The sequence below is a fragment of the Pseudoxanthomonas sp. genome (genome assembly GCF_035999195.1).
Taxonomy (GTDB): domain Bacteria; phylum Pseudomonadota; class Gammaproteobacteria; order Xanthomonadales; family Xanthomonadaceae; genus Pseudoxanthomonas_A.
On sequence record NZ_DASYGY010000009.1, the window covers coordinates 1,223,856 to 1,248,632 of the forward strand.

At 68.1% G+C, this 24,777-nt stretch carries 30 protein-coding genes; 21 read left to right on the plus strand and 9 right to left on the minus strand.

Annotated features, from left to right (window positions below; all coding sequences use genetic code 11):
- Positions 1 to 3: 3 nt before the first annotated feature.
- Both VGN58_RS12800 and VGN58_RS12805 read right to left on the minus strand, forming a co-directional pair.
- Positions 4 to 594 (minus strand): HutD family protein, encoded by a 591-nt coding sequence (locus tag VGN58_RS12800; RefSeq protein ID WP_327483588.1) that lies wholly within the window; start codon positions 592 to 594, stop codon positions 4 to 6.
- A 285-nt stretch (positions 595 to 879) separates the two neighbouring features.
- Complete coding sequence (locus tag VGN58_RS12805) at positions 880 to 1,224, minus strand: helix-hairpin-helix domain-containing protein (RefSeq protein ID WP_327483589.1); 345 nt, start codon at positions 1,222 to 1,224, stop codon at positions 880 to 882.
- 241 nt (positions 1,225 to 1,465) lie between these two features.
- Between VGN58_RS12805 and VGN58_RS12810 the strand changes: the two genes are divergently transcribed.
- Both VGN58_RS12810 and VGN58_RS12815 read left to right on the plus strand, forming a co-directional pair.
- Entirely contained in the window at positions 1,466 to 2,956 is a 1,491-nt protein-coding gene (locus VGN58_RS12810) for a M20 family metallopeptidase (RefSeq protein WP_327483590.1), read from the plus strand.
- 343 nt (positions 2,957 to 3,299) lie between these two features.
- Entirely contained in the window at positions 3,300 to 3,566 is a 267-nt protein-coding gene (locus VGN58_RS12815) for a GlsB/YeaQ/YmgE family stress response membrane protein (RefSeq protein ID WP_345786029.1), read from the plus strand.
- Positions 3,567 to 3,627: 61 nt separating this feature from the next.
- On the opposite strand, the gene VGN58_RS12820 is transcribed toward VGN58_RS12815, so the two are convergent.
- Positions 3,628 to 5,034, minus strand: coding sequence for a mannose-1-phosphate guanylyltransferase/mannose-6-phosphate isomerase (locus tag VGN58_RS12820; protein WP_327483591.1), 1,407 nt, complete (start codon positions 5,032 to 5,034; stop codon positions 3,628 to 3,630).
- Positions 5,035 to 5,104: 70 nt separating this feature from the next.
- On the opposite strand from VGN58_RS12820, the gene VGN58_RS12825 reads away from it, so the two are divergent.
- Together VGN58_RS12825 and murU are read left to right on the plus strand one after the other, a co-directional pair.
- Positions 5,105 to 6,121, plus strand: coding sequence for an aminoglycoside phosphotransferase family protein (locus VGN58_RS12825; RefSeq protein ID WP_327483592.1), 1,017 nt, complete (start codon positions 5,105 to 5,107; stop codon positions 6,119 to 6,121).
- Entirely contained in the window at positions 6,118 to 6,825 is a 708-nt protein-coding gene (murU, locus tag VGN58_RS12830; protein ID WP_327483593.1) for an N-acetylmuramate alpha-1-phosphate uridylyltransferase MurU, read from the plus strand. Before VGN58_RS12825 ends, murU begins: the two co-directional genes overlap by 4 nt.
- A gap of 7 nt (positions 6,826 to 6,832) precedes the next feature.
- Here murU and hda read toward each other — a convergent pair whose 3' ends face one another.
- Genes hda through VGN58_RS12845 form a run of 3 tightly spaced genes read right to left on the minus strand, consistent with a single transcriptional unit; the run spans position 6,833 to position 9,806 of the window.
- Positions 6,833 to 7,543, minus strand: a complete 711-nt coding sequence (gene hda, locus VGN58_RS12835) for a DnaA regulatory inactivator Hda (RefSeq protein ID WP_327483594.1) — start codon at positions 7,541 to 7,543, stop codon at positions 6,833 to 6,835.
- Complete coding sequence (locus VGN58_RS12840) at positions 7,540 to 8,706, minus strand: AI-2E family transporter (RefSeq protein ID WP_327483595.1); 1,167 nt, start codon at positions 8,704 to 8,706, stop codon at positions 7,540 to 7,542. Before VGN58_RS12840 ends, hda begins: the two co-directional genes overlap by 4 nt.
- Positions 8,707 to 8,720: 14 nt before the next feature.
- Positions 8,721 to 9,806 (minus strand): DUF2066 domain-containing protein, encoded by a 1,086-nt coding sequence (locus VGN58_RS12845; protein ID WP_327483596.1) that lies wholly within the window; start codon positions 9,804 to 9,806, stop codon positions 8,721 to 8,723.
- A 159-nt stretch (positions 9,807 to 9,965) separates the two neighbouring features.
- Here VGN58_RS12845 and purM point away from each other — a divergent pair, with 159 nt between their 5' ends.
- The 6 genes from purM to VGN58_RS12875 are packed head-to-tail and all read left to right on the plus strand — an operon-like array spanning position 9,966 to position 14,386.
- On the plus strand, positions 9,966 to 10,982 hold the full coding sequence (purM, locus tag VGN58_RS12850; RefSeq protein WP_327484654.1) for a phosphoribosylformylglycinamidine cyclo-ligase: 1,017 nt from the start codon (positions 9,966 to 9,968) through the stop codon (positions 10,980 to 10,982).
- Positions 10,983 to 10,989: 7 nt separating this feature from the next.
- The gene (locus VGN58_RS12855; protein WP_327483597.1) at positions 10,990 to 11,610 is read left to right on the plus strand and encodes a DUF2238 domain-containing protein; all 621 of its coding nucleotides are present in this window, start codon (positions 10,990 to 10,992) and stop codon (positions 11,608 to 11,610) included.
- Positions 11,607 to 12,272, plus strand: a complete 666-nt coding sequence (gene purN, locus VGN58_RS12860; protein ID WP_327483598.1) for a phosphoribosylglycinamide formyltransferase — start codon at positions 11,607 to 11,609, stop codon at positions 12,270 to 12,272. The genes VGN58_RS12855 and purN overlap by 4 nt, the downstream gene beginning before the upstream one ends.
- Positions 12,272 to 12,988: a DUF3108 domain-containing protein gene (locus tag VGN58_RS12865; protein ID WP_327483599.1), complete on the plus strand. Its 717-nt coding sequence runs from the start codon at positions 12,272 to 12,274 to the stop codon at positions 12,986 to 12,988. The genes purN and VGN58_RS12865 overlap by 1 nt, the downstream gene beginning before the upstream one ends.
- Positions 12,989 to 12,993: 5 nt before the next feature.
- Positions 12,994 to 13,683 carry a DUF3108 domain-containing protein gene (locus VGN58_RS12870; RefSeq protein WP_327483600.1) on the plus strand — a complete coding sequence of 230 codons (690 nt, stop codon included), beginning with the start codon at positions 12,994 to 12,996 and terminating at the stop codon, positions 13,681 to 13,683.
- Between the two features lie 22 nt (positions 13,684 to 13,705).
- Complete coding sequence (locus tag VGN58_RS12875) at positions 13,706 to 14,386, plus strand: DUF3108 domain-containing protein (protein ID WP_327483601.1); 681 nt, start codon at positions 13,706 to 13,708, stop codon at positions 14,384 to 14,386.
- A 40-nt stretch (positions 14,387 to 14,426) separates the two neighbouring features.
- Here the strand turns inward: VGN58_RS12875 and VGN58_RS12880 are convergent, their stop codons facing one another.
- The 3 genes from VGN58_RS12880 to VGN58_RS12890 all read right to left on the minus strand — a co-directional run bounded on the left by VGN58_RS12880 (position 14,427) and on the right by VGN58_RS12890 (position 16,393).
- Positions 14,427 to 14,765 carry an EF-hand domain-containing protein gene (locus VGN58_RS12880; RefSeq protein ID WP_327483602.1) on the minus strand — a complete coding sequence of 113 codons (339 nt, stop codon included), beginning with the start codon at positions 14,763 to 14,765 and terminating at the stop codon, positions 14,427 to 14,429.
- The gene (murA, locus tag VGN58_RS12885) at positions 14,762 to 16,033 is read right to left on the minus strand and encodes a UDP-N-acetylglucosamine 1-carboxyvinyltransferase (RefSeq protein WP_327483603.1); all 1,272 of its coding nucleotides are present in this window, start codon (positions 16,031 to 16,033) and stop codon (positions 14,762 to 14,764) included. The genes VGN58_RS12880 and murA overlap by 4 nt, the downstream gene beginning before the upstream one ends.
- A 120-nt stretch (positions 16,034 to 16,153) precedes the next feature.
- Positions 16,154 to 16,393 (minus strand): BolA family protein, encoded by a 240-nt coding sequence (locus tag VGN58_RS12890; protein ID WP_327483604.1) that lies wholly within the window; start codon positions 16,391 to 16,393, stop codon positions 16,154 to 16,156.
- Between the two features lie 53 nt (positions 16,394 to 16,446).
- On the opposite strand from VGN58_RS12890, the gene VGN58_RS12895 reads away from it, so the two are divergent.
- The 11 genes from VGN58_RS12895 to VGN58_RS12945 all read left to right on the plus strand — a co-directional run bounded on the left by VGN58_RS12895 (position 16,447) and on the right by VGN58_RS12945 (position 24,776).
- Complete coding sequence (locus VGN58_RS12895; RefSeq protein WP_327483605.1) at positions 16,447 to 17,451, plus strand: KpsF/GutQ family sugar-phosphate isomerase; 1,005 nt, start codon at positions 16,447 to 16,449, stop codon at positions 17,449 to 17,451.
- Positions 17,452 to 17,501: 50 nt separating this feature from the next.
- Positions 17,502 to 18,047 (plus strand): KdsC family phosphatase, encoded by a 546-nt coding sequence (locus tag VGN58_RS12900; RefSeq protein ID WP_327483606.1) that lies wholly within the window; start codon positions 17,502 to 17,504, stop codon positions 18,045 to 18,047.
- The gene (gene lptC / locus VGN58_RS12905; protein ID WP_327483607.1) at positions 18,044 to 18,607 is read left to right on the plus strand and encodes an LPS export ABC transporter periplasmic protein LptC; all 564 of its coding nucleotides are present in this window, start codon (positions 18,044 to 18,046) and stop codon (positions 18,605 to 18,607) included. The genes VGN58_RS12900 and lptC overlap by 4 nt, the downstream gene beginning before the upstream one ends.
- Positions 18,585 to 19,094: a lipopolysaccharide transport periplasmic protein LptA gene (lptA, locus tag VGN58_RS12910; RefSeq protein WP_327483608.1), complete on the plus strand. Its 510-nt coding sequence runs from the start codon at positions 18,585 to 18,587 to the stop codon at positions 19,092 to 19,094. Before lptC ends, lptA begins: the two co-directional genes overlap by 23 nt.
- Complete coding sequence (lptB, locus tag VGN58_RS12915) at positions 19,094 to 19,813, plus strand: LPS export ABC transporter ATP-binding protein (protein WP_327483609.1); 720 nt, start codon at positions 19,094 to 19,096, stop codon at positions 19,811 to 19,813. The genes lptA and lptB overlap by 1 nt, the downstream gene beginning before the upstream one ends.
- Positions 19,814 to 19,859: 46 nt before the next feature.
- On the plus strand, positions 19,860 to 21,296 hold the full coding sequence (locus tag VGN58_RS12920; RefSeq protein WP_327483610.1) for an RNA polymerase factor sigma-54: 1,437 nt from the start codon (positions 19,860 to 19,862) through the stop codon (positions 21,294 to 21,296).
- Positions 21,297 to 21,555: 259 nt separating this feature from the next.
- Positions 21,556 to 21,876, plus strand: a complete 321-nt coding sequence (gene hpf / locus VGN58_RS12925) for a ribosome hibernation-promoting factor, HPF/YfiA family (RefSeq protein WP_327483611.1) — start codon at positions 21,556 to 21,558, stop codon at positions 21,874 to 21,876.
- A 212-nt stretch (positions 21,877 to 22,088) separates the two neighbouring features.
- On the plus strand, positions 22,089 to 23,039 hold the full coding sequence (gene hprK, locus VGN58_RS12930; RefSeq protein WP_055940856.1) for an HPr(Ser) kinase/phosphatase: 951 nt from the start codon (positions 22,089 to 22,091) through the stop codon (positions 23,037 to 23,039).
- A complete protein-coding gene (gene rapZ, locus VGN58_RS12935; RefSeq protein WP_327483612.1) occupies positions 23,036 to 23,953 on the plus strand; it encodes an RNase adapter RapZ in 918 nt (305 codons plus the stop codon). The genes hprK and rapZ overlap by 4 nt, the downstream gene beginning before the upstream one ends.
- A gap of 168 nt (positions 23,954 to 24,121) precedes the next feature.
- Positions 24,122 to 24,514 (plus strand): PTS fructose IIA subunit family protein, encoded by a 393-nt coding sequence (locus VGN58_RS12940; protein WP_327483613.1) that lies wholly within the window; start codon positions 24,122 to 24,124, stop codon positions 24,512 to 24,514.
- Positions 24,507 to 24,776: an HPr family phosphocarrier protein gene (locus VGN58_RS12945; RefSeq protein WP_327483614.1), complete on the plus strand. Its 270-nt coding sequence runs from the start codon at positions 24,507 to 24,509 to the stop codon at positions 24,774 to 24,776. Before VGN58_RS12940 ends, VGN58_RS12945 begins: the two co-directional genes overlap by 8 nt.
- Position 24,777 lies beyond the last annotated feature (1 nt).

The window sequence follows — 24,777 nt, forward strand, 5'->3', positions numbered from 1 at the left end:
GCATCAGCGGGCTTCGTCCTCGATCCGGATGGCCAGCAGTTCCCCGCCGCCCTCCAGCGCGTGACGCGCACGTGCCATACCCGGAACGAGGATGGCCGTGTCGCCGCTCCAGAGCTGGCCCAGCGCACTCTCGGCATCGAACGTCGCCTGACCGGCGATCAGGTGGATGATCCAATGCACGCCAGGCTCGGTGAAGAACAGCATCGGCCCGACCAGCGGACGATGCAGCAATTCGGCTCGCACACGGCCACGACGCCACATCAGATTGAAGTCGTGCGTCGTGCCGTCGACCAGCTCGCCCACGACCTCCTCCTCGCCGGCGAAGCGCAGCCGGTCATGCGGCGGCAGCAGATCCACCACCCGGCCATCTCCGAACCGGAGGCGCAGACCATTGCCATGCAGCAGCACCAGTTCGCGATCGATGCCAGGGAACGGGGAAAACGCGGCGTCGCGTTCGATCTCGGCGATCGACAGCCGCCAGTCCCAGGTATCGCTGTCCGGTACCCGCACGATCTCGCGCGTCCAGCTCAGCCCGTTCTTCCAGCGTTCCCTGCGGTACTCGTTGGCGGGAATCAGGCGCGAGGATGCCGGCATGGTGTCTTCCCGTCAGGAGGCGGCGCGATTCTAGCCCGTGGTCCGCCGCCGAGGGGAAGCACTCGCAGCGGAAACAACATCGCCCGGATGCGCATCCTGCACATCCGGGCGATGTCCACCTCCGTGTCGGCTCCTGCCGGTATCAGGCTCCTGCCCGTTCCTGACCCATGCGCGTCCTGCGCGATATGGATACGTCCCTGTCGGCGTCCAGCCTGTCTCCCCCTGGCGTCCTGCCCCTGTACCCGGCGCTCCACCTCCTGTGGAGGCGCCTGGCGCGGGATTCGATCAGCGGCGCACCACCGGCTTGCTGGCCGGCTTTGCCGCCGCCGCGGCCGCCGGCTTGGTGGCCGGCGCAGTCCCGGTGCGCAGTTCGATGCGGTCGCGGTTCTGTTCGATGGTGCTCAGGCCGATGCCCTTCACCATGGCCAGTTCCTCGGCGCTCTTGAACGGTCCGTTGGTCTTGCGGTATTCGATGATCGCGGCGGCCTTGGCCGGCCCGACGCCGATCAGCACGCGATCCAGCGCGGCCGCATCGGCGGTGTTGATGTTGACCTTCTCGGACGCCATCGCCTGCACGGCGAACAGCAGCGACAGTGCGGCGGCGAACACGATGTGGACGAACGACTTCATGACGACTCTCCTTGTGGCGTTGGTTTCTCCCTGCACGACGGCGTGCCTCGAGGCATCCGTCGTGTTTCCGCCGGGGACCGGGGCCCGCGGCGGTAGGGACAGTCTCCAACTCCGACAGGCCCCAAGGTATCGCCCGGTCGCCGGCGAATCTGCCCGTAAACACCGCAAAGGCGTGTAGGAAAAGTCCTACCCGCAGCCAGGGCGTAGAATGGCGGTCTGTCTTTCAGTGCCCGGAGTTGCCATGGATACCGCCAAAGTCGACCGCTACGTTGCCGAAAAGTGGGACGACGACATCGTCCCGCAGCTGGTCGAGTACATCCGCATTCCCAACAAGTCGCCGATGTTCGACAAGGACTGGGTGGCCAACGGTTACATGGAACAGGCCGTGCAGTTGATGGAGCGCTGGGCGAAGGCGCAATCCATCCCCGGCATGCAGGTGGAGGTGGTCCGGCTCGAAGGCCGCACGCCGCTGATCTTCATCGAGATTCCCGCCAGCGGTCCGGAAACCGGAGCCGACACCGTGCTGCTCTACGGGCACCTGGACAAGCAGCCGGAAATGACCGGATGGGACGACGACCTGGGCCCCTGGGTGCCCGTCATCAAGGGCGACAAGCTGTACGGCCGCGGCGGCGCCGACGACGGTTACGCGATCTTCGGCTCGCTGGCCGCGCTCCAGGCGCTGCAGCAGCAGGGCGTGCCGCATGCGCGCTGCGTGGTGCTGATCGAAGCCTGCGAGGAATCGGGCAGCTACGACCTGCCCGCCTACGTGGATCACCTCGCCGACCGCATCGGCAAGCCGTCGCTGGTCGTCTGCCTGGACTCCGGCTGCGGCAACTACGAACAGCTGTGGTGCACCACCTCGCTGCGCGGCCTGGCCGGCGGCAATTTCACCGTCAAGGTGCTGGAGGAAGGCGTGCACTCGGGCGACGCGTCCGGCGTGGTGCCGTCGAGCTTCCGGCTGCTGCGCCAATTGCTGTCGCGACTGGAGGATGAGCAGACCGGCCGCATCCTGCCGGACGGCCTGCAGGTCGAGATTCCCGCCGCCCGCGTCGCGCAGGCGCAGGAAGCGGCGCGCGTGCTGGATACGGCCGTGTTCGACAAGTTCCCCTTCCTGCCCGGCATGACGCCGATGGCCGAGGACCTGGCCGAACTGGTGCTCAACCGCACCTGGCGTCCTGCCCTGTCGGTGACCGGCGTGGACGGCATGCCGCCGCTGTCGTCGGCCGGCAACGTGCTGCGTCCCCACACCTCGGTGAAACTGTCGCTGCGCCTGCCGCCGACCCTGGAAGGCAAGCAGGCAGGCCAGTTGCTCAAGGATCTGCTGGAAAAGGACCCGCCGAACGGCGCGCAGGTCAGCCTGGACCTGGAGAAGGCGAGCACCGGCTGGAATGCGCCGGCGATGTCGCCGTGGCTTGAACGCGCCATCGACGCGTCCAGCCGCGAGTTCTTCGGCAAGCCGGCGATGTACATGGGCGAAGGCGGCACGATTCCCTTCATGGGCATGCTGGGCGAGAAGTTCCCGGGTGCGCAGTTCATGATCACCGGCGTGCTGGGTCCGCACTCGAACGCGCACGGCCCGAACGAGTTCCTGCACATCCCGATGGGCAAGAAGGTCACGGCCTGCGTGGCCAGGGTGATCGCCGAACACCATGCCGCGAGCGTGCGCGGCGAGACCACGGGCGTGGCTGCCGTGGCGGGCGGCGAACAGCACGGCGATCACGGTTGCTGCTGATCGCGGTGTGCCAGTGGTATCGCGACGAAGGCCGGGGCGACCCGGCCTTCGTCGTTTTGCGGCTCGGGCGCATCAGGTTTTGCAGGGGCTCGGGGGGACGCGTGTGGGAGCGACGTGAGTCGCGATGGGGCCTTCACTGCAAAGCCCATCGCGACTCACGTCGCTCCCACATCCCACATCCCACATCCCACATCCCACATCCCACATCCCACATCCCACATCGTGCAGCCAACATCCCGCATCACGCATACATGCCCGGGCATGCAGCCTGCCGATGGCTTGCGTCGTGGCGTCTGGGTTACGCTGCGCCTCGCCCCACACCTTTCCCAACCGGAGCGTTTCGATGGAACAGATCTTTGGCGGCGGCATCCTGTGGACCTTGCTGATCGGCTTTTTGGCCGGTCTGCTCGCACGGGCCATCAAGCCCGGCAACGACAAGCTCGGCTTCTTCATGACCATCGTGCTGGGCATCCTGGGCGCCCTGCTGGCGCGCTTCATCGGTGGCGCACTGGGTTGGTACTCCCCCGGCGAACCGACCGGTTTCATCGCCTCGGTGATCGGTGCGATCGTGTTGCTGGTGATCTACGGGTTCATCCGCAAGAAGAAGTGATGCGGAAGAAGAAAGGCCCCGCGTTCGCGGGGCCTTTTTCCTGCGGCACGCGGCCGCCGGGTCATTGGCTGCGGCCGTACACATCCTCGAAGCGCACGATGTCGTCTTCGCCCAGATAGCTGCCGGACTGCACTTCGATCAGTTCGAGCGGCACCTTGCCCGGATTCTCCAGGCGGTGCTTCACGCCGAGCGGAATGTAGGTGCTCTCGTTTTCCGACAGCAGCAGGGTCTCGTCGCCGCGCGTCACCTTGGCGGTGCCGCTGACCACGATCCAGTGCTCGGCGCGGTGGTGGTGCATCTGCAGGCTGAGCGCGGCACCGGGTTTTACCTTGATGCGCTTGACCTGGTGGCGCCCCCCGTTGTCGACGGAATCGTAGCTGCCCCACGGGCGGTGCACTTCCCGATGGAGCACGGCCTGACTGCGCTGCTCCTGCTTGAGTTGCGCCACGACCCGTTTGACGTCCTGCACGCGGTCCTTGCGCGCCACCAGCACGGCGTCGTCGGTTTCGACCACTACGATGTCGTCCACGCCCACCAGCGCGACCAGCCGTTGCGCATACGCATACGTGTTGCGACTGTCCACGGCGATGACGTCGCCATGGTGGGCGTTGCCATCGGTGTCGCGATCGGCGACATCCCACAACGCGGACCAACTGCCGACATCGTTCCAGCCGATGTCGACCGGCAGCACCATCGCGTGGTCGGTCTTCTCGAACACCGCGTAGTCGATCGAGTCCGATGGACAGGCGGCGAACGCGGCCTTGTCGAGGCGAACGAAATCGCCGTCATGCCGCGCCGCCGCGTGCGAGGCACGCACCGCTTCGACGATGTCGGGGCGGAAGCGCGCGAGCTCTTCCAGATAGCGGCTGGCGCGGAACAGGAACATGCCGCTGTTCCAGTAATAGCCACCGGCATCCAGGTAAGACTGGGCAGTGGCGGCATCGGGCTTCTCGACGAAGCGCGAGACCTTGCGCAGGCCGTCGCCGGCTTCGGCCTGGATGTAGCCGAATCCGGTTTCCGGCGCATCCGGGACGATACCGAACGTCACCAAGGCGCCGGCCTCGGCCGCTGCGGCAGCATCGCGAACTGCGCGCCGGAAACCGGCGACATCGCGGACCACATGGTCCGACGGCAGCACCAGCAACAACGGATCCGCACCGTCGGCCATCGACTGCAACGCCGCTGCGGCGATCGCCGGCGCGGTATTGCGGCCGACCGGCTCCAGCAGGATGGCGGGCACCGGCGCACCGATCTGCCGCAACTGTTCGGCGACGAGGAAACGGTGTTCTTCGTTCGCGACCACAATGGGCGCGCATTCGGCGATGGCCTCCACGCGGCGCCAGGTGGCCTGCACCATGGTGTCGTCGCCGGCCAAGGGCAGGAACTGCTTGGGATAGGCCTCACGCGACAGCGGCCACAGGCGCGTGCCGGAGCCGCCGGACAGCAGCACGGGTTGGAGTTTGGCCATGCAAGCCTCGCAAGTCGGTAGGGGCCAGTTTACCCTGTCGTCCTTTCGCTCTCTGCATGGCCGCCACTGCATGACCCCGACGATTCAGGACCCTTCCGGACGCGGCGCCCAGCGCCTGGAGTGGGCGCGCGGCGCGCTGGGCGATCCCTACGCCCAGCTCGAACGGGCCTCGATGGACGCCGGCTTCCGCAGCTACTGGCGCAGCCTGGGCGATGGACCCGGACGCATCGTGATGGATTCGCCGCCCGGTCTGGAAGACGTACGCCCGTGGCTGGCGATGCGCGAACTGCTGCTGGGCGGCGACGTGCGCGTGCCCGAGGTGCTGGCGATCGACACCGAGCTGGGCTTCCTGCTTCTCGAGGACCTGGGCGGACCGACGCTGGCGCACGTCATCAGCGAAGACAACGCCGACACCTGGTTCGACGCGGCGATCGAACAACTGCTGCGCCTGCAGGCCATCACGCCGCCGGATGGCATGGGCGAGTTCGGCGAGGCGCTGCTGCAGCGCGACGCCGGCCTGTTCGAGGAGTGGTTCCTGCGCCGCCACCTGGGCCTGACGCTGGAGTGCGGGGAAGCCGAGGGCCTCGAGCTGGCGCAGCGCCGCCTGATGGACAACGCGCTGTCGCAGGCGCGCGTGCTGACGCACCGCGATTTCATGCCGCGCAACCTAATGCCCGTGACACCGGGACCTGCGGTACTCGACTTCCAGGACTGCGTGCGCGGACCGGTCGCCTACGACGCGATGAGCCTGTTCAAGGATGCCTTCCTGAGTTGGCCGATCGAACGCGTGGACGGCTGGCTGGCCCGCTACCACGCGCGCGCCACGCGTGCCGGCGTACCGGTACCCGAACTCAAGGTCTTCCTGCGCGATGCGGACTGGATGGGCATCCAGCGTCATCTGAAGATCCTTGGCATCTTTTCGCGCCTGCATTACCGGGACGGCAAGACCCGCTACCTGCCCGACGTACCCCGCTTCATCCGCTATCTGGACGAGGTGCTGCCGCGCTACCCGGAGCTGGCCGGCCTGGGCACCCTGCTCGACGCGCGCATCAAACCGGTGCTGCATGCGCGTGGAGAGATCGCATGAAGGCGCTGGTTTTCGCGGCGGGCCTCGGCGAACGCATGCGCCCACTGACCGACCACACACCGAAGCCGCTGATCGAAGCCGGCGGCAAGCCATTGATCGTCTGGCATCTGGAAAAGCTGGCGGCGATGGGTGTACGCGATGTCGTCATCAACACCAGTTGGCTGGCCGACCGCTTCCCGGCCGTGCTCGGCGACGGCGATCGGTGGGGCCTGCGGCTGCACTACCTGCACGAAGGCGATACGCCACTGGAAACCGGGGGCGGCATGCTCAACGCGCGTCCGTTGCTCGGCGAGGCGCCGTTCCTGCTGGTGAACGGCGATATCTGGACGGACTTCGATTTCGTCAGGCTGCCACGTGAGCCGGCGGGGCTGGCGCATCTGGTGATGATCGATCCTCCGGGGTATGCCACCCACGGTGATTTCGCCCTCGACGAAACGGGCCATGTCCGCAGCGATGGCGAACGTCGCCTGACATATGCGGGCATCGGGATCTATCGTGCCGCTCTGCTCGACGATTGGCAGCGTCATGTCGACGACCACGCCGGTTTCGCCGCCAATGGAAAACCGCGCTTCCGACTGGCTCCAATCCTGCGGGCCCATATGAGCAGTGATGGTATCCGCGGCGAGCGCCACGCAGGCCGCTGGACCGATGTCGGTACGCCACAGCGGCTCGCGGAACTGGAACAGGGCTTGGCTTCGCGCTGATCCGCGCCTACAGCACCTGCCGCAGGAACGGAACGGTGATCCTGCGCTGTGCCGCGAGCGATGCGCGATCGAGCCGGTCCAGCAACGCCACCAGCGCACCCAGGTCGCGATCGGTGCGCGTGAGCAACCAGTCCAGCGCCGCGTCTTCCAGCACCAGGCCGCGCCGCTGCGCACGGTCGCGCAACACATCGCGACGGCCTTCGTCGTCGAGCGGATCCAGCATCAGCCGCAGGCACTGCTGCAGGCGCGAACGCAGGTCGGGCAATCCAAGTCCGATGTCGTCGGGAATACTGCGCGCGGTGTACAGCACGTTCACGCCGGAGGCGCGCACACGATTGTGGAAATCGAACAGGGCGACTTCGTCCTCGCGACCGCCGGCGATCGCGTCCAGTCCGTCGAGCGCGACCACGTCGTTGCCATCCAACGCGTCGAGCGCCTCGCGCAGGCGTCCCGCCGCCGCTGCCAGGGGCAGATAGACCGCACGGCGACCATGTTGCTCGGCGGCCGCGCAGACGGCCAGCGCCAGATGCGTCTTGCCGGTCCTCGACGCACCGGCCAGGTACACCCAGTCGGCACCGTTGGTGGTGGCGAGCGCCGACAGCGCCGGCAGCGCGCCTTCGGGCGGCGCGATGAAACTCTCGAAGCGCTGGTCCGGCGGATACCGCAGCGCCAGCGGCAACTGCGGACCCAGCCCCGCGCCCGGCTCATCGCGGCTCACGGCGTATCGGAATCGGCGCGCGGCGCCGCCTGCTCCACGCTGCCCTTGTCGATGTACGAATCCAGCACGATGGAGGGCCGGTCGCCGGCATACAGGCGGCTCTGCGTATAGCGCTCGTGGGCGAAGCGCAGCAGCACGTTGGCGATGGCCGCCACCGGCAATGCCAGCAGCATGCCGAGGAAGCCGAACAGCTGGCCGCCGGCCATGATGGCGAAGATCACCGCCACCGGATGCAGGCCGATGCGGTCGCCGACGATACGCGGCGTCAGCACGTAGCCTTCCAGCATCTGGCCGACCACGAACACGCCCATCACCAGCGCCACCAGCGACCAGTCGCCACCGGACTGCACCAGCGCGGCGATCACGCCCAGCACGATGCCGGTAGCGGTGCCGAGATACGGCACGAAGCTGATCAGGCCGGCGATGATGCCGACCAGCAGCCCCACCTTCAGGCCGACCACCGACAGACCGATCGCATAGATCGCACCCAGCGCCAGCATCACCAGGAACTGCCCGCGCAGGAACGCGCCCAGCACTTCGTTGGATTCCAGTGCCAGCCGGGTGACGGTGGCGATATGGTCGCGCGGCACGAGCGCCGCGATGCGCTCGACCAGCGTGTCCCAGTCGCGCAGGAAGTAGAACGTCAGGATCGGCAGCAACACCAGGTTGGCCACCCAGGCCATCACCGCGAAGCCCGAGCGCGAGAAGTAGCCGAAGAGCGTGGCGGCGACGCCACCGGCCTGCTGCCAATGGCCGCGGATCCATTCGGTCAGGCGATCAGGGTCGAGCCACGCGACCAGTTCAAGCCCGGTGCGCTGTTCCACCCAGGGCAGCGCCTTGTCCACGAACCAGTCGCGGTAGGCCGGCATCGATTCGATCACCGTCACCACCTGGCGCTCGATCATCGGCACCAGGATGACCAGCGCGAGCACCAGCAGCAGCACCATCAGCGTGAAGACCAACACGACGGCGGTACTGCGTGAACGCCCGGACCTTTCCAGGCGATCCACCCACGGATCGCCCAGCCAGCCCAGCAGCGCGGCGCATACGAAGGGCGTGAGCACGGGCGCGAGCAGCCAGATCAGCCAGCCGACGATCAGCGCGATCAGCAGCCACTGCCAGCGACGGGCCAGCGTGCCCGCCGGGGTTGAAGAAAGATCCATGCAGCGTCCTTGTGTCAGCGCATCTGGTAGGCCGGCGGCTCGCCTTCGCCGCCGGTGAAGGGAGCGTCATCGCCCATGGTGCGGCGGAAGCCGGCCAGGCCGGAGACCAGCTCCAGGTCCAGCTCCAGCACATCGCCGCTGGCGCGCACCGGGGTGATGCGACGGACCACGGCCATCTTCTGCAGGTGACCCGTCAGGCGCAGGTAGTCGTCGGTGCTTCGGATCCCGGTGAACAGCACGCGGTACGTGCCGGCAGGACCGGCGCTGCCGCGCTTGCCGTAACGCTTCACCAGCGCATCGGCGGCGCCATCGGCGCCGGATGCCATCGCGCGGCGCGCATCGGCATCGGTCACGGACCATGTCGCCAGCACCTTGCCGGCGTCGACGAACACCCAGTCGGCCGTCCAGCCGCCCTTGGCGTTGCGGTAGAGCTTGCCGACCAGCTGCATCGGCGGGCTGTAGCGGGCCGAGGCTCGTGCGACGGCGGCCGTATCCTGGCGCCAGATGGCGCCGACCAGCGCCTGTTCGGCCGCACTGCCGGCGGGCAGGCCCAGACCGTAGCCGCGCTCGATGGCGCGGTTGAGCAGCGGACGCGCGGCATTGGCATGCTGCAGGCCCAGCAGGCGCGGTCCGCTGCCATCGTTGATCGCCAGCCAGACGACCGGCTTCGGGCGCGGCTGCGGCCATACCGGCAGGCCCAGCGCGCCGGCCAGGCCGTTGACCTGCTCCTCGTCGAAACGCACCACCAGCATGGTTCGGAACGTCGGCGCGCCCGACAGCGACGTGCCCTGGTCCTGGCGGTAGTCGTAGCCTTCCACATAGTCCTTCGCGTTGCGCAGCTCGGCGCCCACGCCGGGACGCGACATCGCACCGCGATCGCCCGACAGCTTGGACAGCACCGTGCCCAGCGCGCGCGCGAAACCGCCCTGGCGCTCCGCCTCGCCCTGCCCGCTGACCGGCACCTCGGCCTGGTACAGGCCGCGCGCCGAGACCGCATCGCCTTCCGTGCGCAGGCCGGACTGCGCCTGCACGGCGGGCGTCGTGGTCAGTGCCGCCATCAGCAATGCCATGGCGAGTGCGATACCTGGAATCCGGCGCATCGAGCGTCCTTGAGCTCTACAGACCCGGTGAATTGTTGCCCGAATGGACCGATACCGCCAACGCCACCCGTTCAGGACCCACCGATTCCTTTAAAATCACGCCTCTTGCCCCGCCGACGACCGCCCGTGACCCAGCCGACGCCTTCCGCCCCCACCCCGATGACCTATCGCGACGCGGGTGTCGACATCGACGCCGGCAACGAACTGGTCGAACGCATCAAGCCGCTGGTCAAGCGCAGCTTCCGGCCGGAGGTGATGGGCGGGCTGGGCGGTTTCGGCGCGCTGTTCGACCTGTCCGGCAAATACCGCGAGCCCGTGCTCGTGTCCGGCACCGATGGCGTGGGCACCAAGCTGAAGCTGGCCCAGCAGCTGGGCCGCCACGACACCATCGGCATCGATCTGGTCGCCATGTGCGTGAACGACGTGCTGGTGCAGGGCGCCGAGCCGCTGTTCTTCCTCGACTACTTCGCCACCGGCAAGCTCGACGTCGACACCACGGTGGCGGTGGTCGGCGGCATCGCCCGCGGCTGCGAACTCTCCGGCTGCGCGCTGATCGGCGGCGAGACCGCCGAAATGCCCGACATGTACGGTCCGGGCGAATACGACCTGGCCGGCTTCTGCGTGGCGGCGGTGGAGAAATCGCGCCTGCTGGACGGCGCCAAGGTCCGCGCCGGCGATGTGCTGGTCGGCATCGCCTCCAGCGGCCCGCACTCCAACGGCTATTCGCTGGTCCGCCGCATCTACGACCGCGCCGGCCGCCCGGCCGATCTGGATGTGGGCGGCGTGCCGCTGGCCGACGCGCTGATGGCGCCGACCACGCTGTACGTGAAGCCGATCCTGGAACTGCTGCAGGCGCACGACCTGCACGGCATGGCGCACATCACCGGTGGCGGCCTGACCGAGAACATCATCCGCGTGATCCCGGACGGGCTCGGCCTGCAGATCGACGCCAGCGCCTGGACGCTGCCGCCCGTGTTCGACTGGCTGCAGCGCGAGGGCGCGGTCGAAAACACCGAGATGTGGCGCACCTTCAACTGCGGCATCGGCTTCGTGCTGGTGGTCGCGCCGGACCAGCTGGCCGCCGTGCAGGCCGACCTGGCCCGCCTGCAGCTGACCCACTGGCAGATCGGCGAAGTCGTCACCGCCACCGGCGGCGAACGCGTCCGTATCGGCTGAGCGCGGCATGCCGCGCGGCAAGGCGATCGCCTTCGGGCTGACGCTGGCGGTGTTCGGCGCCAGCTGGATCGCGCCCCGCTGGCCGGTCGAACAGGCGCTGCACAGCAGCCTGACCGTGGTCGGACTGGCGTGGCTGTGGTGGCACGACCGGCGCTGGCCGCTGCGGCCGGCGCACTTCGTCCTGATCTGCGCCTTCATCATCGCGCACTGCATCGGCGCGCGCTGGCTGTACTCCTATGTGCCGTACGACGCGTGGCTGCAGGCGGCGGTGGGCTGGTCGCCAGCGGAGGGCTTCGGCTGGCAGCGCAACCACTTCGACCGTTTCATCCACCTGATGTACGGCGCCTGCTTCGCCCCGGCGGTCTGGCACTGGCTGCGCCAGCGCTGGCGGGGGCTGTCCATCGGCCAGGCCTTCACGCTGTCCGTGATGCTGATCATGTGCACCAGCCTGATCTACGAGTGGCTGGAATGGGGCATCGCGCTGACGATGTCGCCGGAGGCCGCCGAGTCCTACAACGGCCAGCAGGGCGACGTGTGGGATGCGCATGCCGACATGCTGCTGGCCACCGTGGGCGCCCTGCTGGTAGGGCCCCTGGCGCGCAAGGAATCCGAGGAGTTCTCCGCATGACATCACGTATCGCCGTGCTGGCTTCCGGCCGCGGCACCAACCTGCGGGCGATCCTGCAAGCCACCGCCGACGGCACGCTCGACGCCGAGGTCGTCGGCGTCTTCTCCGACAAGCCCGGGGCACCGGCCCTGCGCTATGCGCCGGAAGACAGGCGCTGGGGCCATCGGCCTTCCCACTTCGGGGACAAGACCCGCTACGAGGCCGCGCTGGCCGAGGCCATCGACGCGACCCGCCCGGACTGGGTCGTCTGCGCCGGCTACATGCGCATCCTCGGCGACGCGTTCATCGAACGATTCCGCGGCAGGCTGCTGAACATCCACCCCTCGCTACTGCCCAAGTACCCCGGCCTGTATACGCATGCACGCGCGGTGGCGGCGCACGACGCCGAACACGGCGCCAGCATCCACTTCGTCACCCCGGAACTGGATGCCGGCGCGGTGATCGCCCAGGTGCGGATCCCGATCCTGCCCCGGGAGACGCCCGACAAGCTGGCCGCACGCCTGCTCCCGCGCGAACACGCCCTGATGCTGGCGGTGCTGCGCCTCGCCTGCGCCGGGGCGCTGGCTGAACAGGGCGAGATCGTGCTCTACCACGGTCAGCCGCTATTAAATCCCCTGTCCCTAGATTCGACCGACCGTTTGGTTCCCTCGCCTCCCCCCTGATGCCTTCGCCTTTCCATTCCCTGCTGCTCGGCCTTGCCCTGGCCGGCGTCACGGCGCCTGCGCTGGCGCTGGAGCCGTTCGTTGCCAGCTACCAGGCCTACAACGAGGGCAAGCTGGCGGGCAGCGCCAGCATGAAGGTGGCGCCCAGGACCGGCAGCCAGTGGCAGATCGATCTGAACGTCAAGGGCACGCGTGGGTTCGCGCGCCTGGCCGGCCTGAACATCGAGCAGAGTACGGTCTTCGATGCCGCCGGCGGGCAGTTCCGTCCGATCAGCCAGGCCACCGTCCGCCGCGCGGTCTTCATGGGCAAGCGGATGGTCGGCACCTACGACTGGAACGCCCGCACCGCGCAGTGGCAGGGCGACATCAAGAAGGAGCGGCGCGCGCCACTGCCCCTCCAGCCCGGCGACATGAGCGCGCTGCTGATGAACCTGGCGGTGATCCGCGACGCCGCCCCGGGCAAGCGACTCGATTACCGCGTGGTGGACAACGGGCGTATCCGCGAGTACCAGTACCAGGTGTCGCCCGAACCCGAAACCGTGACCGTCGACGATCTGAGCTACAGCGCGCTGCGCGTCAGCCGCGCCAATGGCGGCAACGACGAAACCATCTTCTGGGTCGCCGATGGCGTGCCCACCCCCGTGCGCATCCTGCAGCGGGAAGACGGTCAGGATGGCGTAGACCTCCGCCTGGTCGAATACCAAGGAGCACCATGAACATCATGAAGAAGACCCCCGTTTCCTTCCCCCGCCTGCTGCTGGCCGGCGCGCTGCTTGCCGCGGCCAGCGCCCCGGCCCTTGCCGTGGAGGCCTTCACCGCGAACTACAGCGCCAGCGCGCTGGGCATGGTCGGCGAAGGCCAGATGTCCGTCGCGGCCCAGCCGGGTAACCGTTGGCAGTACTCGCTGACCGTGCGCAACCAGGCCGTGGACCTGAGCCAGAAGACCGTGTTCGACGTGCAGGATGGCCGCATGCGTCCGTTGAGCAGCAGCGACAGCTCGCGCCTGCTGATCAAGAAGAAGAACGTCAACACCGTCTATGACTGGAGCAAGTCCCAGGCCACCTGGAACGGCGACGTGAAGCCCGATCGTGCCGGCCCCGTGAAGCTGGTCCCGGGCGACATGGACGCATTGCTGGTCAACCTGGCCATCGTGCGCGACGTCGCGGCGGGCAAGCCGCTCACCTACCGCATGGTGGAAAACGGCCGCGCCAAGCCGATGACGTATCAGGTCGCCGGCAAGGAGCGCATCACCGTGGCCGGCAAGCCGCAGGACGCCACCAAGGTCGTCCGCACCGATGGCGACAAGCAGACCATCGTCTGGGTGGTCGCCGATGCCCCGGTGCCCGCGCGCATCCTGCAGCGCGAGAAGGGACAGGACACCATCGACCTGACCCTCACGTCCTGGCGCTGATCACAGTTCCGGAGATCACACGATGACAAGGATGTCCATCCTGCCGGTCGTCGCCGCCGCCATGCTTGCGACGACAGCCATGCCGGCCTACGCGCTGAAACCGTTCACCGCCCAGTACGAAGCGTCTTTCAAGGGAATTTCGGCGGGTGGCTCGATGTCGCTGTCGCAGCAGGGCAATCGCTGGACGTATGCGATGGGCATCCGCAACACGATGGCCAACCTGAGCCAGGCGACGGTGTTCGAGGATGTCGGCGGCCGCTATCGGCCCCTGGGCGGCAGCGACCGTTCCACCTACCTGATGAAGACGCGCGCCGTCGTTACGCACTACAACTGGAAGGGCCTGCAGGCGCGCTGGACCGGTGATGTGAAACCGCAGCGCGCGGGCCCCGTTGCGATGCAGCCCGGCGACATGGATGCGCTGCTGGTCAACCTGGCGCTGGTCCGCGATGTCGGCTTCGGCCGGACGTCGATGAGCTACCGGTTGCTGGAAAACGGCAAGGCCAAGCCGATGGTGTACCGCGTCGCCGGCCGCGAGAAGATCACCGTGAACGGTCGCGCGCTGGACACGACGAAGGTCGTCCAGAGCGCCGGCGGGAAGCAGACCACCGCCTGGATCGCTGCCGGCGTACCGACGCCGGTGCGCATCGTGCAGCGCGAGGACGGCAGCGACGTGTTCCGCTTGCAGCTGACCTCCTGGCGCTGACGCCACCCAGGAAAAAGCCCGGCAATGCCGGGCTTTTTCTTTACTCCGCGGCGGGCGCGTCGGCCTGGAACACCGTCTTGCAGTCCATCCGCAGCGTGCCGCTGCCATTGCGCCAGGCGAAGGTGTTGCACTGCCGCTTGCCGTCCTGCTTCTGCTCCACCACCACGGTGAACACGGCCTGCGCGATTTCGCCCTGCGTCACCGTGCCGTCGCCGTTCCAGTCCATGTCCTGCGTGGTAATGCCGTGCGTCGCCGCCGAACCGGTGTAATGCAGCCACGCCACCAGCGCCAGCAGCCCCACGACGATGCCCAGCAGGATCTTGCGGCGCAGCGGGAAACGCGAACGGATCCCGGAGAGCTTCGGATCGTGCCGGCTCACGGGACGCGCCTGATCTTGGCGCCCAGGCCGCCCAGCTTCTCTTCGATGTTCTCGTAGCCGCGGTCGAGGTGGTAGATGCGGTCGATGGTGGTTTCACCGTCGGCCACCAGGCCGGCCAGGATCAGCGACGCCGAGGCGCGCAGGTCGGTCGCCATCACCGGCGCGCCCCCCAGCTTCTCGACGCCGCGTACGATGGCGGTGTGGCCTTCCACGCGGATGTCGGCACCCAGGCGCAACAACTCGTTGACGTGCATGAAGCGGTTTTCGAAGATCGTCTCGTTGATCACGCCCACGCCCTCCGCCACGCAGTTCAACGCCATGAACTGCGCCTGCATGTCGGTGGGGAACGCCGGATAAGGCGCGGTGGTCAGGCTGACCGCTTTCGGACGCTTGCCCTGCATGTCCAGGGTGATGCTGTCGGCGGTGGCCTCGATCTTCGCACCGGCTTCGGTGAGCTTGTCGAGTACGGCCTCAAGCGTGTCGGGACGTGCGTTGCGCGCGGTGACCTTGCCGCCGGTCATCGCCGCCGCGACGAGGAACGTGCCGGTCTCGATACGATCCGGCACCACGGAATGACGGCCGCCGCCGAGGCGCTCGACGCCGTGGATGGTGATGCGCGAGGTACCGGCGCCTTCGATCTTCGCGCCCAGCGCGTTGAGGCATTCGGCCAGGTCGGTGACCTCCGGCTCCATCGCCGCGTTTTCCAGCACGGTGGTGCCTTCGGCGAGCGTGGCGGCGGCCATGACGTTCTCGGTGCCGGTCACGGTGACCATGTCGAACACGAAACGCGCCCCCTTCAACCGCGCAGCGCGCGCCTTGATGTAGCCGTTCTCGACGGTGATCTCCGCACCCAGCGCCTGCAGGCCCTTGATGTGCTGGTCGACCGGACGCGAACCGATCGCGCAGCCGCCGGGCAGCGATACCACCGCGGCGCCGTGGCGTGCGACCAGCGGACCGAGCACCAGGATCGACGCGCGCATGGTCTTGACCAGTTCGTACGGCGCGACGAAGCGGCTGACGGTAGTGGGATCGACGGTGATGCCGCGCCCCTTCGCCAGCGTGCCCTCATCGATGGTGATGCCCGCGCCCAGCTCGCCCAGCAGCTTCACGGTGGTGACCACGTCGTGCAGGTGCGGCACGTTGGTGATCTCCACCGGCGCATCCGCCAGCAGCGTCGCGCACAGGATGGGGAGCACGGCGTTCTTGGCGCCGGAAATGGTGACTTCGCCGTTGAGCGTGTTGCCACCGGTGACGATGATCTTCTGCATGAGGGGCCGGGATTGGGGAGTCGGGAATGGGGATTCGCAGGAGCGGATGCCGGGCGGGGAGAGGAAGGGCTTGGGGGAACCGCTGTTGTGGCTGCTTCCCGAATCCCGAATCCGGACTCCCTATTCCCGAGCCCCAGCTTCATCGGGGGTGACGGTCTTCAGCTGCAGCGCATGGATCGCCCCGCCCATCAGGTCGCCCAGTGTGGCGTAGACCATGCGGTGCCTGGCCAGCGGCAGCTTGCCGCGGAAGGCCTCGGCCACGACGGTCGCCTCGAAGTGGACGCCATCATCGCCCTGCACGTCGGCGCGGGCGCCCGGCAGGCCGGATTCGATCAGTTTACGGATGGTTTCGGCGTCCAACGGGCTTTCCTAATAAAATACCCGGCCATTCTACCCGCCGGCGCCCCGTCCGCATGTCCCAGCCGCATCCCCTGACCCCGTCCGTCTCGCCTGCCAGCCTGGCGGCCAGCGGCCGTCGGGTCATCGAGATCGAGGCGCGCGCGCTGGATGCGCTTGCCGCCCGTATCGACGGCGCCTTCGCCGCCGCGTGCCGGGCCATCCTGGCTGGCCGCGGCCGCGTGGTCTGCACCGGCATGGGCAAGTCCGGGCACGTGGCGCGCAAGATCGCCGCCACCCTCGCCTCCACGGGCACGCCTGCGTTCTATGTGCACCCCGGCGAGGCCGGGCATGGCGACCTGGGCATGATCACCGATGCCGACGTGGTGCTGGCGCTGTCGTATTCGGGCGAATCCGACGAAGTGCTGATGCTGCTGCCGGTGCTCAAGCGCCAGGGCAACTTGGTCATCGGCATGACCGGTCGGCCACAGTCCACCCTGGCGCGCGAAAGCGACCTGCACCTGGACGTCAGCGTGCCCGCCGAGGCCTGCCCGCTGGACCTGGCGCCGACCAGCAGCACCACCGCCTCGCTCGCGATGGGCGACGCGCTGGCCGTGGCGCTGCTGGATGCGCGCGGGTTCACCGCCGACGACTTCGCCCGTTCGCACCCGGCCGGCAGCCTCGGCCGCCGCCTGCTGCTGCACATCACCGACGTGATGCATGCCGGCGACGACGTGCCGCGTGTGGCCGATACCGCCACGCTCAGCGAGGCGCTGATGGAGATGAGCCGCAAGCGACTGGGCATGACCGCCGTGGTCGATGGCGATGGCCGCTTGGCCGGGCTGTTCACCGACGGCGACCTCCGTCGAACGCTCGACAATCCCGCGCTGGACGTGCGCAGCGCGCGCATCGCCGACGTGATGACGCGTGCGCCCAAGACCATCGGTGCCGACCAACTTGCCGTCGAGGCCGCACGCCTGATGGAAACCCACAAGATCAGCGGCCTGATCGTGGTGGACGATGAACTGCGCCCCGTCGGCGCGCTCAACATTCACGACCTGTTGCGTGCCCGCGTGGTGTAACCCGCAGGGTTGCCACCGTACCCTCCCTTCACGACGAGCCTCTTCCGATCATGCCGCTCCGCCATCTCCACGACCTGACCGACGACGTGCTGGCCCGTGCCGCGCGCATCCGGCTGGCGTGCTTCGACGTGGACGGCACGCTGACCGATGGCCGCCTGTTCCTGGACAGCGAGGGCCGCGAACAGAAAGCATTCCATGTGCAGGACGGCCAGGGCCTGGTGTTGCTGAAGCGTGCCGGCATCGAAGTCGCCTTCATCACCGCCCGCGGCGGTACCGTCGCGGTGGCGCGCGGCCGTGAGCTGGGCGTGCAGGTCTTCACCGGCGTCAAGGACAAGCTGGCCAAGGTGCAGGAACTCGCGGCCGGGCTGGGTATCGGGCCGGATCAGGTCGCCTTCATGGGCGACGACCTGCCGGACGTGCCGCCGTTCCGCGCCGTGGGCCTGGCCATCGCGCCCGCCGATGCGCACCCGTGGACCGCGCGGCACGCGCACTGGCGCACCCGCCGCGCGGGTGGCCAGGGTGCCGCGCGCGAAGCCTGCGACCTGCTGCTCGGCACGCAGGGACACGCCCCCGCGTTCGAGGGAGGCACGGCATGAGCTGGCGTACCACACTGGGCCTGGTGCTGTTGCTGGCCGCCATCGTCAGCGGCTGGTCGGCCTGGAAGAACCGCGACGTTCCCCCGCCCAACCGCGTGCTGGCCGACCGGTCCGACTACGTGATGCGCGATTTCGAGATGATCGCGCTGAACGGCGAGGGCGAGGAGGCCGTCGCCGTGCGCGCACCGGAGATGGCGCGCAACCCGCAGGACCAGACCTACACCATCACCACGCCGCTGTTCCTGCTACCCGAAGAGGATGGCCGATCGTGGGAACTGCGTTCAAAGACCGGCTGGCTCAGCGCCAAGGGCGAAGAACTGCGCCTGAAGGGCGACGTGCATGGCACCTCGCCGGCCGGCGGCACCCGCCAGGCCGAGTTCCGTACCGACACGCTCAACGTGTTCCCGGACCGCGACCTGGCCCAGACCGACGACGTGGTGACGGTCACGCAACCCGGCTCTAGACTGAGCGGGCGCGGTTTTGAGACCAACCTCAAGACCAAGGAATACACATTCAAATCCCAGGTGAGATCCATCTATGAACCACGTTCTGCTCGCTAGCGCCGCGCTGCTGTTCCTGCTGCCCGCCGCCGGTGCCGTGGCCAAGTCCACCGACCGCAACCAGGCCATGACCATCGATTCGGGCAGCCAGTCCGGCAACATGGAAGGCAACGGCAAGACCGTGCTCGGCGGCGGCGTGGTGGTGACCCAGGGCACGCTGGAGATCCAGTCGGCAGCGGCCGAAATCTACATGGCCAACGGCGAAATCTCGCGTTCGGTCTTCACCGGCAAGCAGGTGAAGATGAAGCAGCAGATGGACGACGGCACGTGGATGGACGCGCAGGCCGACCGTGTCGAATACGACATGAAGACCGAGACCATCACCTTCATCGGCAACTACACGGTGAAATCCGAGCGCGGCTCCAACAGCGGCCAGCGCATGGTCTACAACACCGCGAGTGGCAACATGCAGAGCGGCGGCGACGGTACGCGCGTGCGCACCGTGATCCAGCCCAAGGCGGCGGCACCCGCGCAGGGCAAGAACTGATGCTCACCGCCAAGGGACTGCGCAAGCGCTACAGGCAGCGCGAAGTCGTCGCCGACTTCGGCCTGACCCTGCAGCCGGGCGAAGTGGTCGGCCTGCTGGGTCCGAACGGCGCCGGCAAGACCACCTGCTTCTACATGATCGTCGGCCTGGTGGCCGCCGACGCCGGCAGCATCGAACTGGACGGCCAGGACATCACCGCGCAGCCCATGTACCAGCGCGCCAAGCTCGGCGTGGGCTACCTGCCGCAGGAGCCGTCGGTGTTCCGCAAGCTCAGCGTGGCCGACAACATCCGACTGGTGCTGGAACTGCGCGAAGACCTGGACAGCGCCGGCATCGAGCGCGAACTGGTCTCGCTGCTGGACGAACTGCAGGTCACCCACGTGGCCGACCAGTTGGGGGCCAGCCTGTCGGGCGGCGAGCGCCGCCGCGTGGAAATCGCCCGCGCCCTCGCGGCCCGCCCTCGGCTGATGCTGCTGGACGAACCCTTCGCCGGCGTCGATCCCATTTCGGTCGGCGAGATCCAGCGGATCGTGAAGCACCTCAAGGATCGCGGCATCGGCGTGCTGATCACCGACCACAATGTGCGCGAAACCTTGGGAATCTGCGACCGGGCGTATATCCTCAATGCCGGTAGCGTTCTGGCGCAGGGGGCCCCGGACGCGTTGCTGGCCAATCCGGACGTACGCCGGGTCTATCTGGGCGAAACCTTCCGCCTGTGATCCCGTCGGCGGCCCCAGGCCGCCTTTCGGGTTTCCAAGGTCGGGAATGAAGCCACGCCTGCAGACATCGCTGGGACAGCAGTTGGTCATGACGCCGCAGTTGCGTCAGGCCATCCGGCTGCTGCAGATGTCCACCGCCGAACTCGAGATCGAGCTGACCGAAGCGGTGGAGACCAATCCGCTGCTGGACTGGAGCGAGCCAGAAGAAGAACCGGCCCAGGTCCGCGGCAACGACGACGACCAGCCTCCCGCCGAACCGGCGCAGGAGATCGCGCGCGAGACCGACGACGAACGCGACGACTGGTCGCCCGACGAAGGCCCCTGGACATCGTCCGGCGGCGGCGGCTCCTTCGACGACGACGACGGCGGCAGTCCGGCCGAGCGAGTGGCCGAAGCCGACACGCTGCATGGCCACCTGCTGTGGCAGCTCCACCTCTCCCATCTCTCCGAGCGCGACCGCCGCATCGGCGCCACGCTGATCGACGCGCTGGAAGACGACGGCTATCTGCGCGAGCCGCTGTCCGGCATCGTCCAGGCGTTGCGTCCGGACATCGAGGCGCATGAGGACGAAGTACTGGTCGTGCTGCACCAGTTGCAGCGCTTCGACCCGGTCGGCGTGGCCGCACGTACGCTCGGCGAATGCCTGCACCTGCAGCTGGCGGTGCTCAGCGACGACACGCCCGGCAAGGCGCTGGCACTGCAGATCGCCGACACCGCGCTGGAACGCCTGCCGCGCAGCGGCGTGGCCGGCATCGCGCAGGAGCTGAAGCGCCCGGTCGCCGAGGTCGAGGAAGCCGTGCACCTGCTGCGCACCCTCGACCCCAAACCCGGCGCCCAGGTGGGCGATCTTTCCCACGACACCTACGTGGTGCCGGACTGCGTGGTCTGGCGCCAGCGCGGCGTCTGGCGCGCCGCGCTGTCCGGCAACACCCTGCCGCGCATCAGCATCCATCGCGGTTACGAGCAGATGATCCGCCAGTGCGGCGACAGCGACGCCGGCTACCTCAAGGCGCAACTGCAGGAAGCCCGCTGGCTGCTCAAGAGCGTGGAGGCGCGCGGCGACACCCTGCTGAAGGTGATGCGCTGCCTGCTGCACCAGCAGTCCGGCTTCCTCGAGTTCGGCGAGCAGGCACTGCGTCCGTTAACCCTGCGCGATGTCGCCGAAGAGGTGGGCCTGCACGAATCGACGGTGTCGCGCGCGATCGCCCGCAAGTACGTGCGCACGCCGCGCGGCACGCTGCCGATGCGTGCGTTCTTCGCCTCCGGCATCGACACCGACGGCGGCGGCGAAGCCTCCAGCACGGCGATCCAGGCGATGATCCGGCGACTGGTCGATGCCGAGAATCCACGCAAGCCGCTGTCCGACGCGAAACTGGCGGACCTGCTGAAGGCCTCCGGCATTCCGGTGGCACGCCGCACCGTGGCCAAGTACCGCGAAGCCCTGAACATCCTGTCCTCGCACGAACGCGTGCGCATCGCCTGAACCCCGGCAGCGCGGCCGTCGAATCGTGATCGCGTTCCGCCCGCGCGAAACGTTTTCCTAACACATTCCCGCACCGCGAAAAAAAGACGCCCGCGACAGTTGATAGTTGCCGCGGAGGGGTCCATCTTTGTCCTGCAGGCACCCCCTGCCATCGCCACCGGCACAGGAGATCGACGGAACCCAGACGCTACCGCGTGGTCATTCCATGACACGCCCACCGCGCATCGCGCGCGGCTCTACCGACCCGAAGGAGGCACACATGCGTATCGAGACTTACGGTCATGAAATCGAAGTCACTCCCGCCCTGCGCGAATACGTCGAAACCAAGCTGAAGCGGTTGGAGCGCCACTTCGAGCAACCCTGCGAAGTCCGTACGCAACTGGGTACCCGTAAACCCGATTACCTGGCCGAGGCCACGGTCAAGGTCGCCGGCCGTACGCTGCATGCCGATGCCGGCGCGCCGGACATGTACGCCGCCATCGACATCCTGGCCGACAAGCTCGATCGCCTGCTGGTCAAGCACAAGGAAAAGCGCACCGACGTCCAGCGCCACAGCATGCGCGGCGAACTGATCGGCTGACGCATCGTCCGCACCGGGCCGCCCCGCATCGCGGGGCGGCCGACCGCACGCCCATCCATGCCTGCGATGACCGCGCCTGGCCATCGCATGCCCCCCGACATGCCGATTACACTGGCGTCGCCGCGCGCTTTGCGGACGATGTCGACGGTCGGCCCGTGACCCTCGCGCACCGCCCGACGCGGCCATCCCTTTCCGCCGGCTGTCTCCGCATGATGAATACCAGCATCACCGCCCGTGAACTGTTCGATCAGCAGAAGGACAAGCTGGCGCTGCGCTGGCTGGCGGGGCAGAAAGGCGAGAAGCGCGTGCTGGAATCCGGGGACACCGTGTCGCGACGGCCGTCGCTGGCCGGTTACCTCAACGCGGTCTACCCGAACAAGGTGCAGATCCTCGGCACCGAGGAACTGACCTGGCTGGACTCGCTCGACTCGCGCCAGCGCTGGGAGACGATCGAGAAGATCGTGCAGGCCAAGCCGCTGGCACTGGTGATCAGCAAGAGCCAGTCCTGTCCCGAGGACCTGCGGGAGGCGGCGAACGAGAACGATACGCCGCTGTGGGCCTCGCCCAAGCGCGGCCACGAACTGCTGAACCATCTCTCCTACCACCTCGCGCGCACGCTGGCCCCGCGGGTGACGCTGCACGGCGTCTTCATGGAAATCTATTCGATCGGCGTGCTGATCACCGGCGAGGCGGGATCGGGCAAGAGCGAGCTGGCGCTGGAACTGCTCAGCCGCGGTCACCGTCTGGTCGCCGACGACGCGCCCGAGTTCACCCAGATCGCCCCGGACGTGCTGGACGGCACCTGCCCGGAACTGCTGCAGGATCTGCTGGAGGTGCGCGGCCTGGGCGTGCTCAACGTGCGTGAGATGTTCGGCGACACCGCGGTGAAGAAGAACAAGTATCTGCGCCTGATCGTGCACCTGACCCGGCCGATGACCGAGCCCAACCCGCACGGCTACGAGCGGCTCACCGGCGACTCCGGCACGCGTCACGTGCTGGATCTGGACGTGCCGCTGATCACCCTGCCGGTGATGCCCGGCCGCAACTTGGCCGTGCTGACCGAAGCCGCCACGCGCCTGCACATCCTGCGCACCAAGGGCATCGACCCGGCGGCGATGTTCATCGCCCGGCACAGTAACCTGCTCGAGCGCAGCACCCCATGACGCAGTCCGTTCCTCCCGCCCTGCCCGAGGATGCCGGCACCGCCGCGCCGGCCTCGCCGACGGTGGTCATCGTCAGCGGCCTGTCCGGCTCGGGCAAGTCGGTGGCGCTGAAGACCTTCGAGGACCTGGACTACTACTGCGTCGATAACCTGCCGGTGGACCTGCTGCCCTCGTTCGTGCGCAGCCTGGTGCGCGAGGACGAACTGCCGCCGAAGATCGCGGTGGGCATCGACGCACGCAGCCGCCACAGCGACCTGACCAAACTGGCGCAGTGGCGCGCCGCGCTGGCGCAGCTGGGGCTGGAAGGACGGGTGGTGTTCTTCGACGCCACCGACGAGGTGCTGCTGCGACGCTATTCGGATACCCGCCGCCGCCACCCGCTGGGGCACGGCGGGCTGTCGCTGCAGGAAGCGATCCGCCGCGAGCGCGAGATCATCCAGCCGCTGCGCGACGAAGCCGACGTCATCATCGACACCAGCCAGCTCAACGTGCACCAGCTGCGGCGCCGGATCATCGCCGAGTTCGCCCTCAGCAAGAGCGCGCAGCTGTCGCTGCTGTTCGAGTCCTTCGCCTACAAGCGTGGCGTGCCGGCGGACGCAGACTTCGTCTTCGACGCCCGCGTGCTGCCCAACCCGCACTGGAACCCCGAGCTGCGTCCCTATGCCGGGCGCGATCCCAAGGTGCGCGAGTTCCTCGACGCCCAGCCGGAAGTGGCCGAGTACGTCGGCCAGGTCAGTGGCTTCCTCGATACCTGGCTGCCGCGCCTGCGCGGCGAGACCCGCAGCTACGTGACCATCGCCTTCGGCTGCACCGGCGGCAAGCACCGCTCGGTCTACCTGGCCGAAACCCTCGCGCGGCACGCCCGCGAGCAGGGGTGGGAAGAAGTCGCCACGTTCCACCGCGAACTGGATTGACCGCGCCGACCCGCGCCGTCCCGCCCGACCCGTGCGTTATGACGGCCCGGACCATCGGGGCGGCCGGGCAGGTCCCGCTCCCCACCCGGCGGGCCGGAACGCAGGGCATCCTTACCGTTCCCTCCGCGCCGCTTCCTGCCCGTCATGCGCGTCTGTTAACGTTCCGACATGGCCTGTGGCATTCTTCTTGTGACTCATCCCGGCGTGGGCGCGGCGATCCTGGCGGTCGCCACCGCGCTGCTGCGACAACTGCCCCTCAAGGCCGAAGCCTTCGAGGTGCCGTTCGACGCCGACCTGGATGCCCTGCTCCCGCAGGCGTCTGCGGCGTTGCGGCGCGTCGATGGCGGCGACGGGGTGCTGGTGCTGACCGACCTGTACGGTGCCAGCCCCAGCAACCTGGCCGGCAAGCTGGCGCGCCTGGGCACGCCGGTGCGCCGCGTCTCGGCGCTCAGCCTGCCCATGGTGCTGAGGGTGATGAATTATCCGGAACAGGGACTGGACGACCTGCCCGCCACGGCGGCGGCGGGTGCACGCAATGGAGTCATCCACGACGATGCTTGAACGCGAACTCATCATTTCCAACCGCCTCGGACTGCATGCGCGGGCGACCGCCAAGCTGGTGCAGACGCTGTCCGGTTTCCGCTGCAACGCCACGCTGGCGGCCAAGGGCCGCGAGGTGAACGCCAAGAGCATCATGGGCGTCATGCTGCTGGCCGCCGGCCAGGGCACGCCGGTGACCGTGCGCATCGACGGCGAGGACGAAGCCGCTGCGATGCAGGACGTCGTCTCGCTGTTCGAGCGACGATTCGACGAGGAAGCCTGAC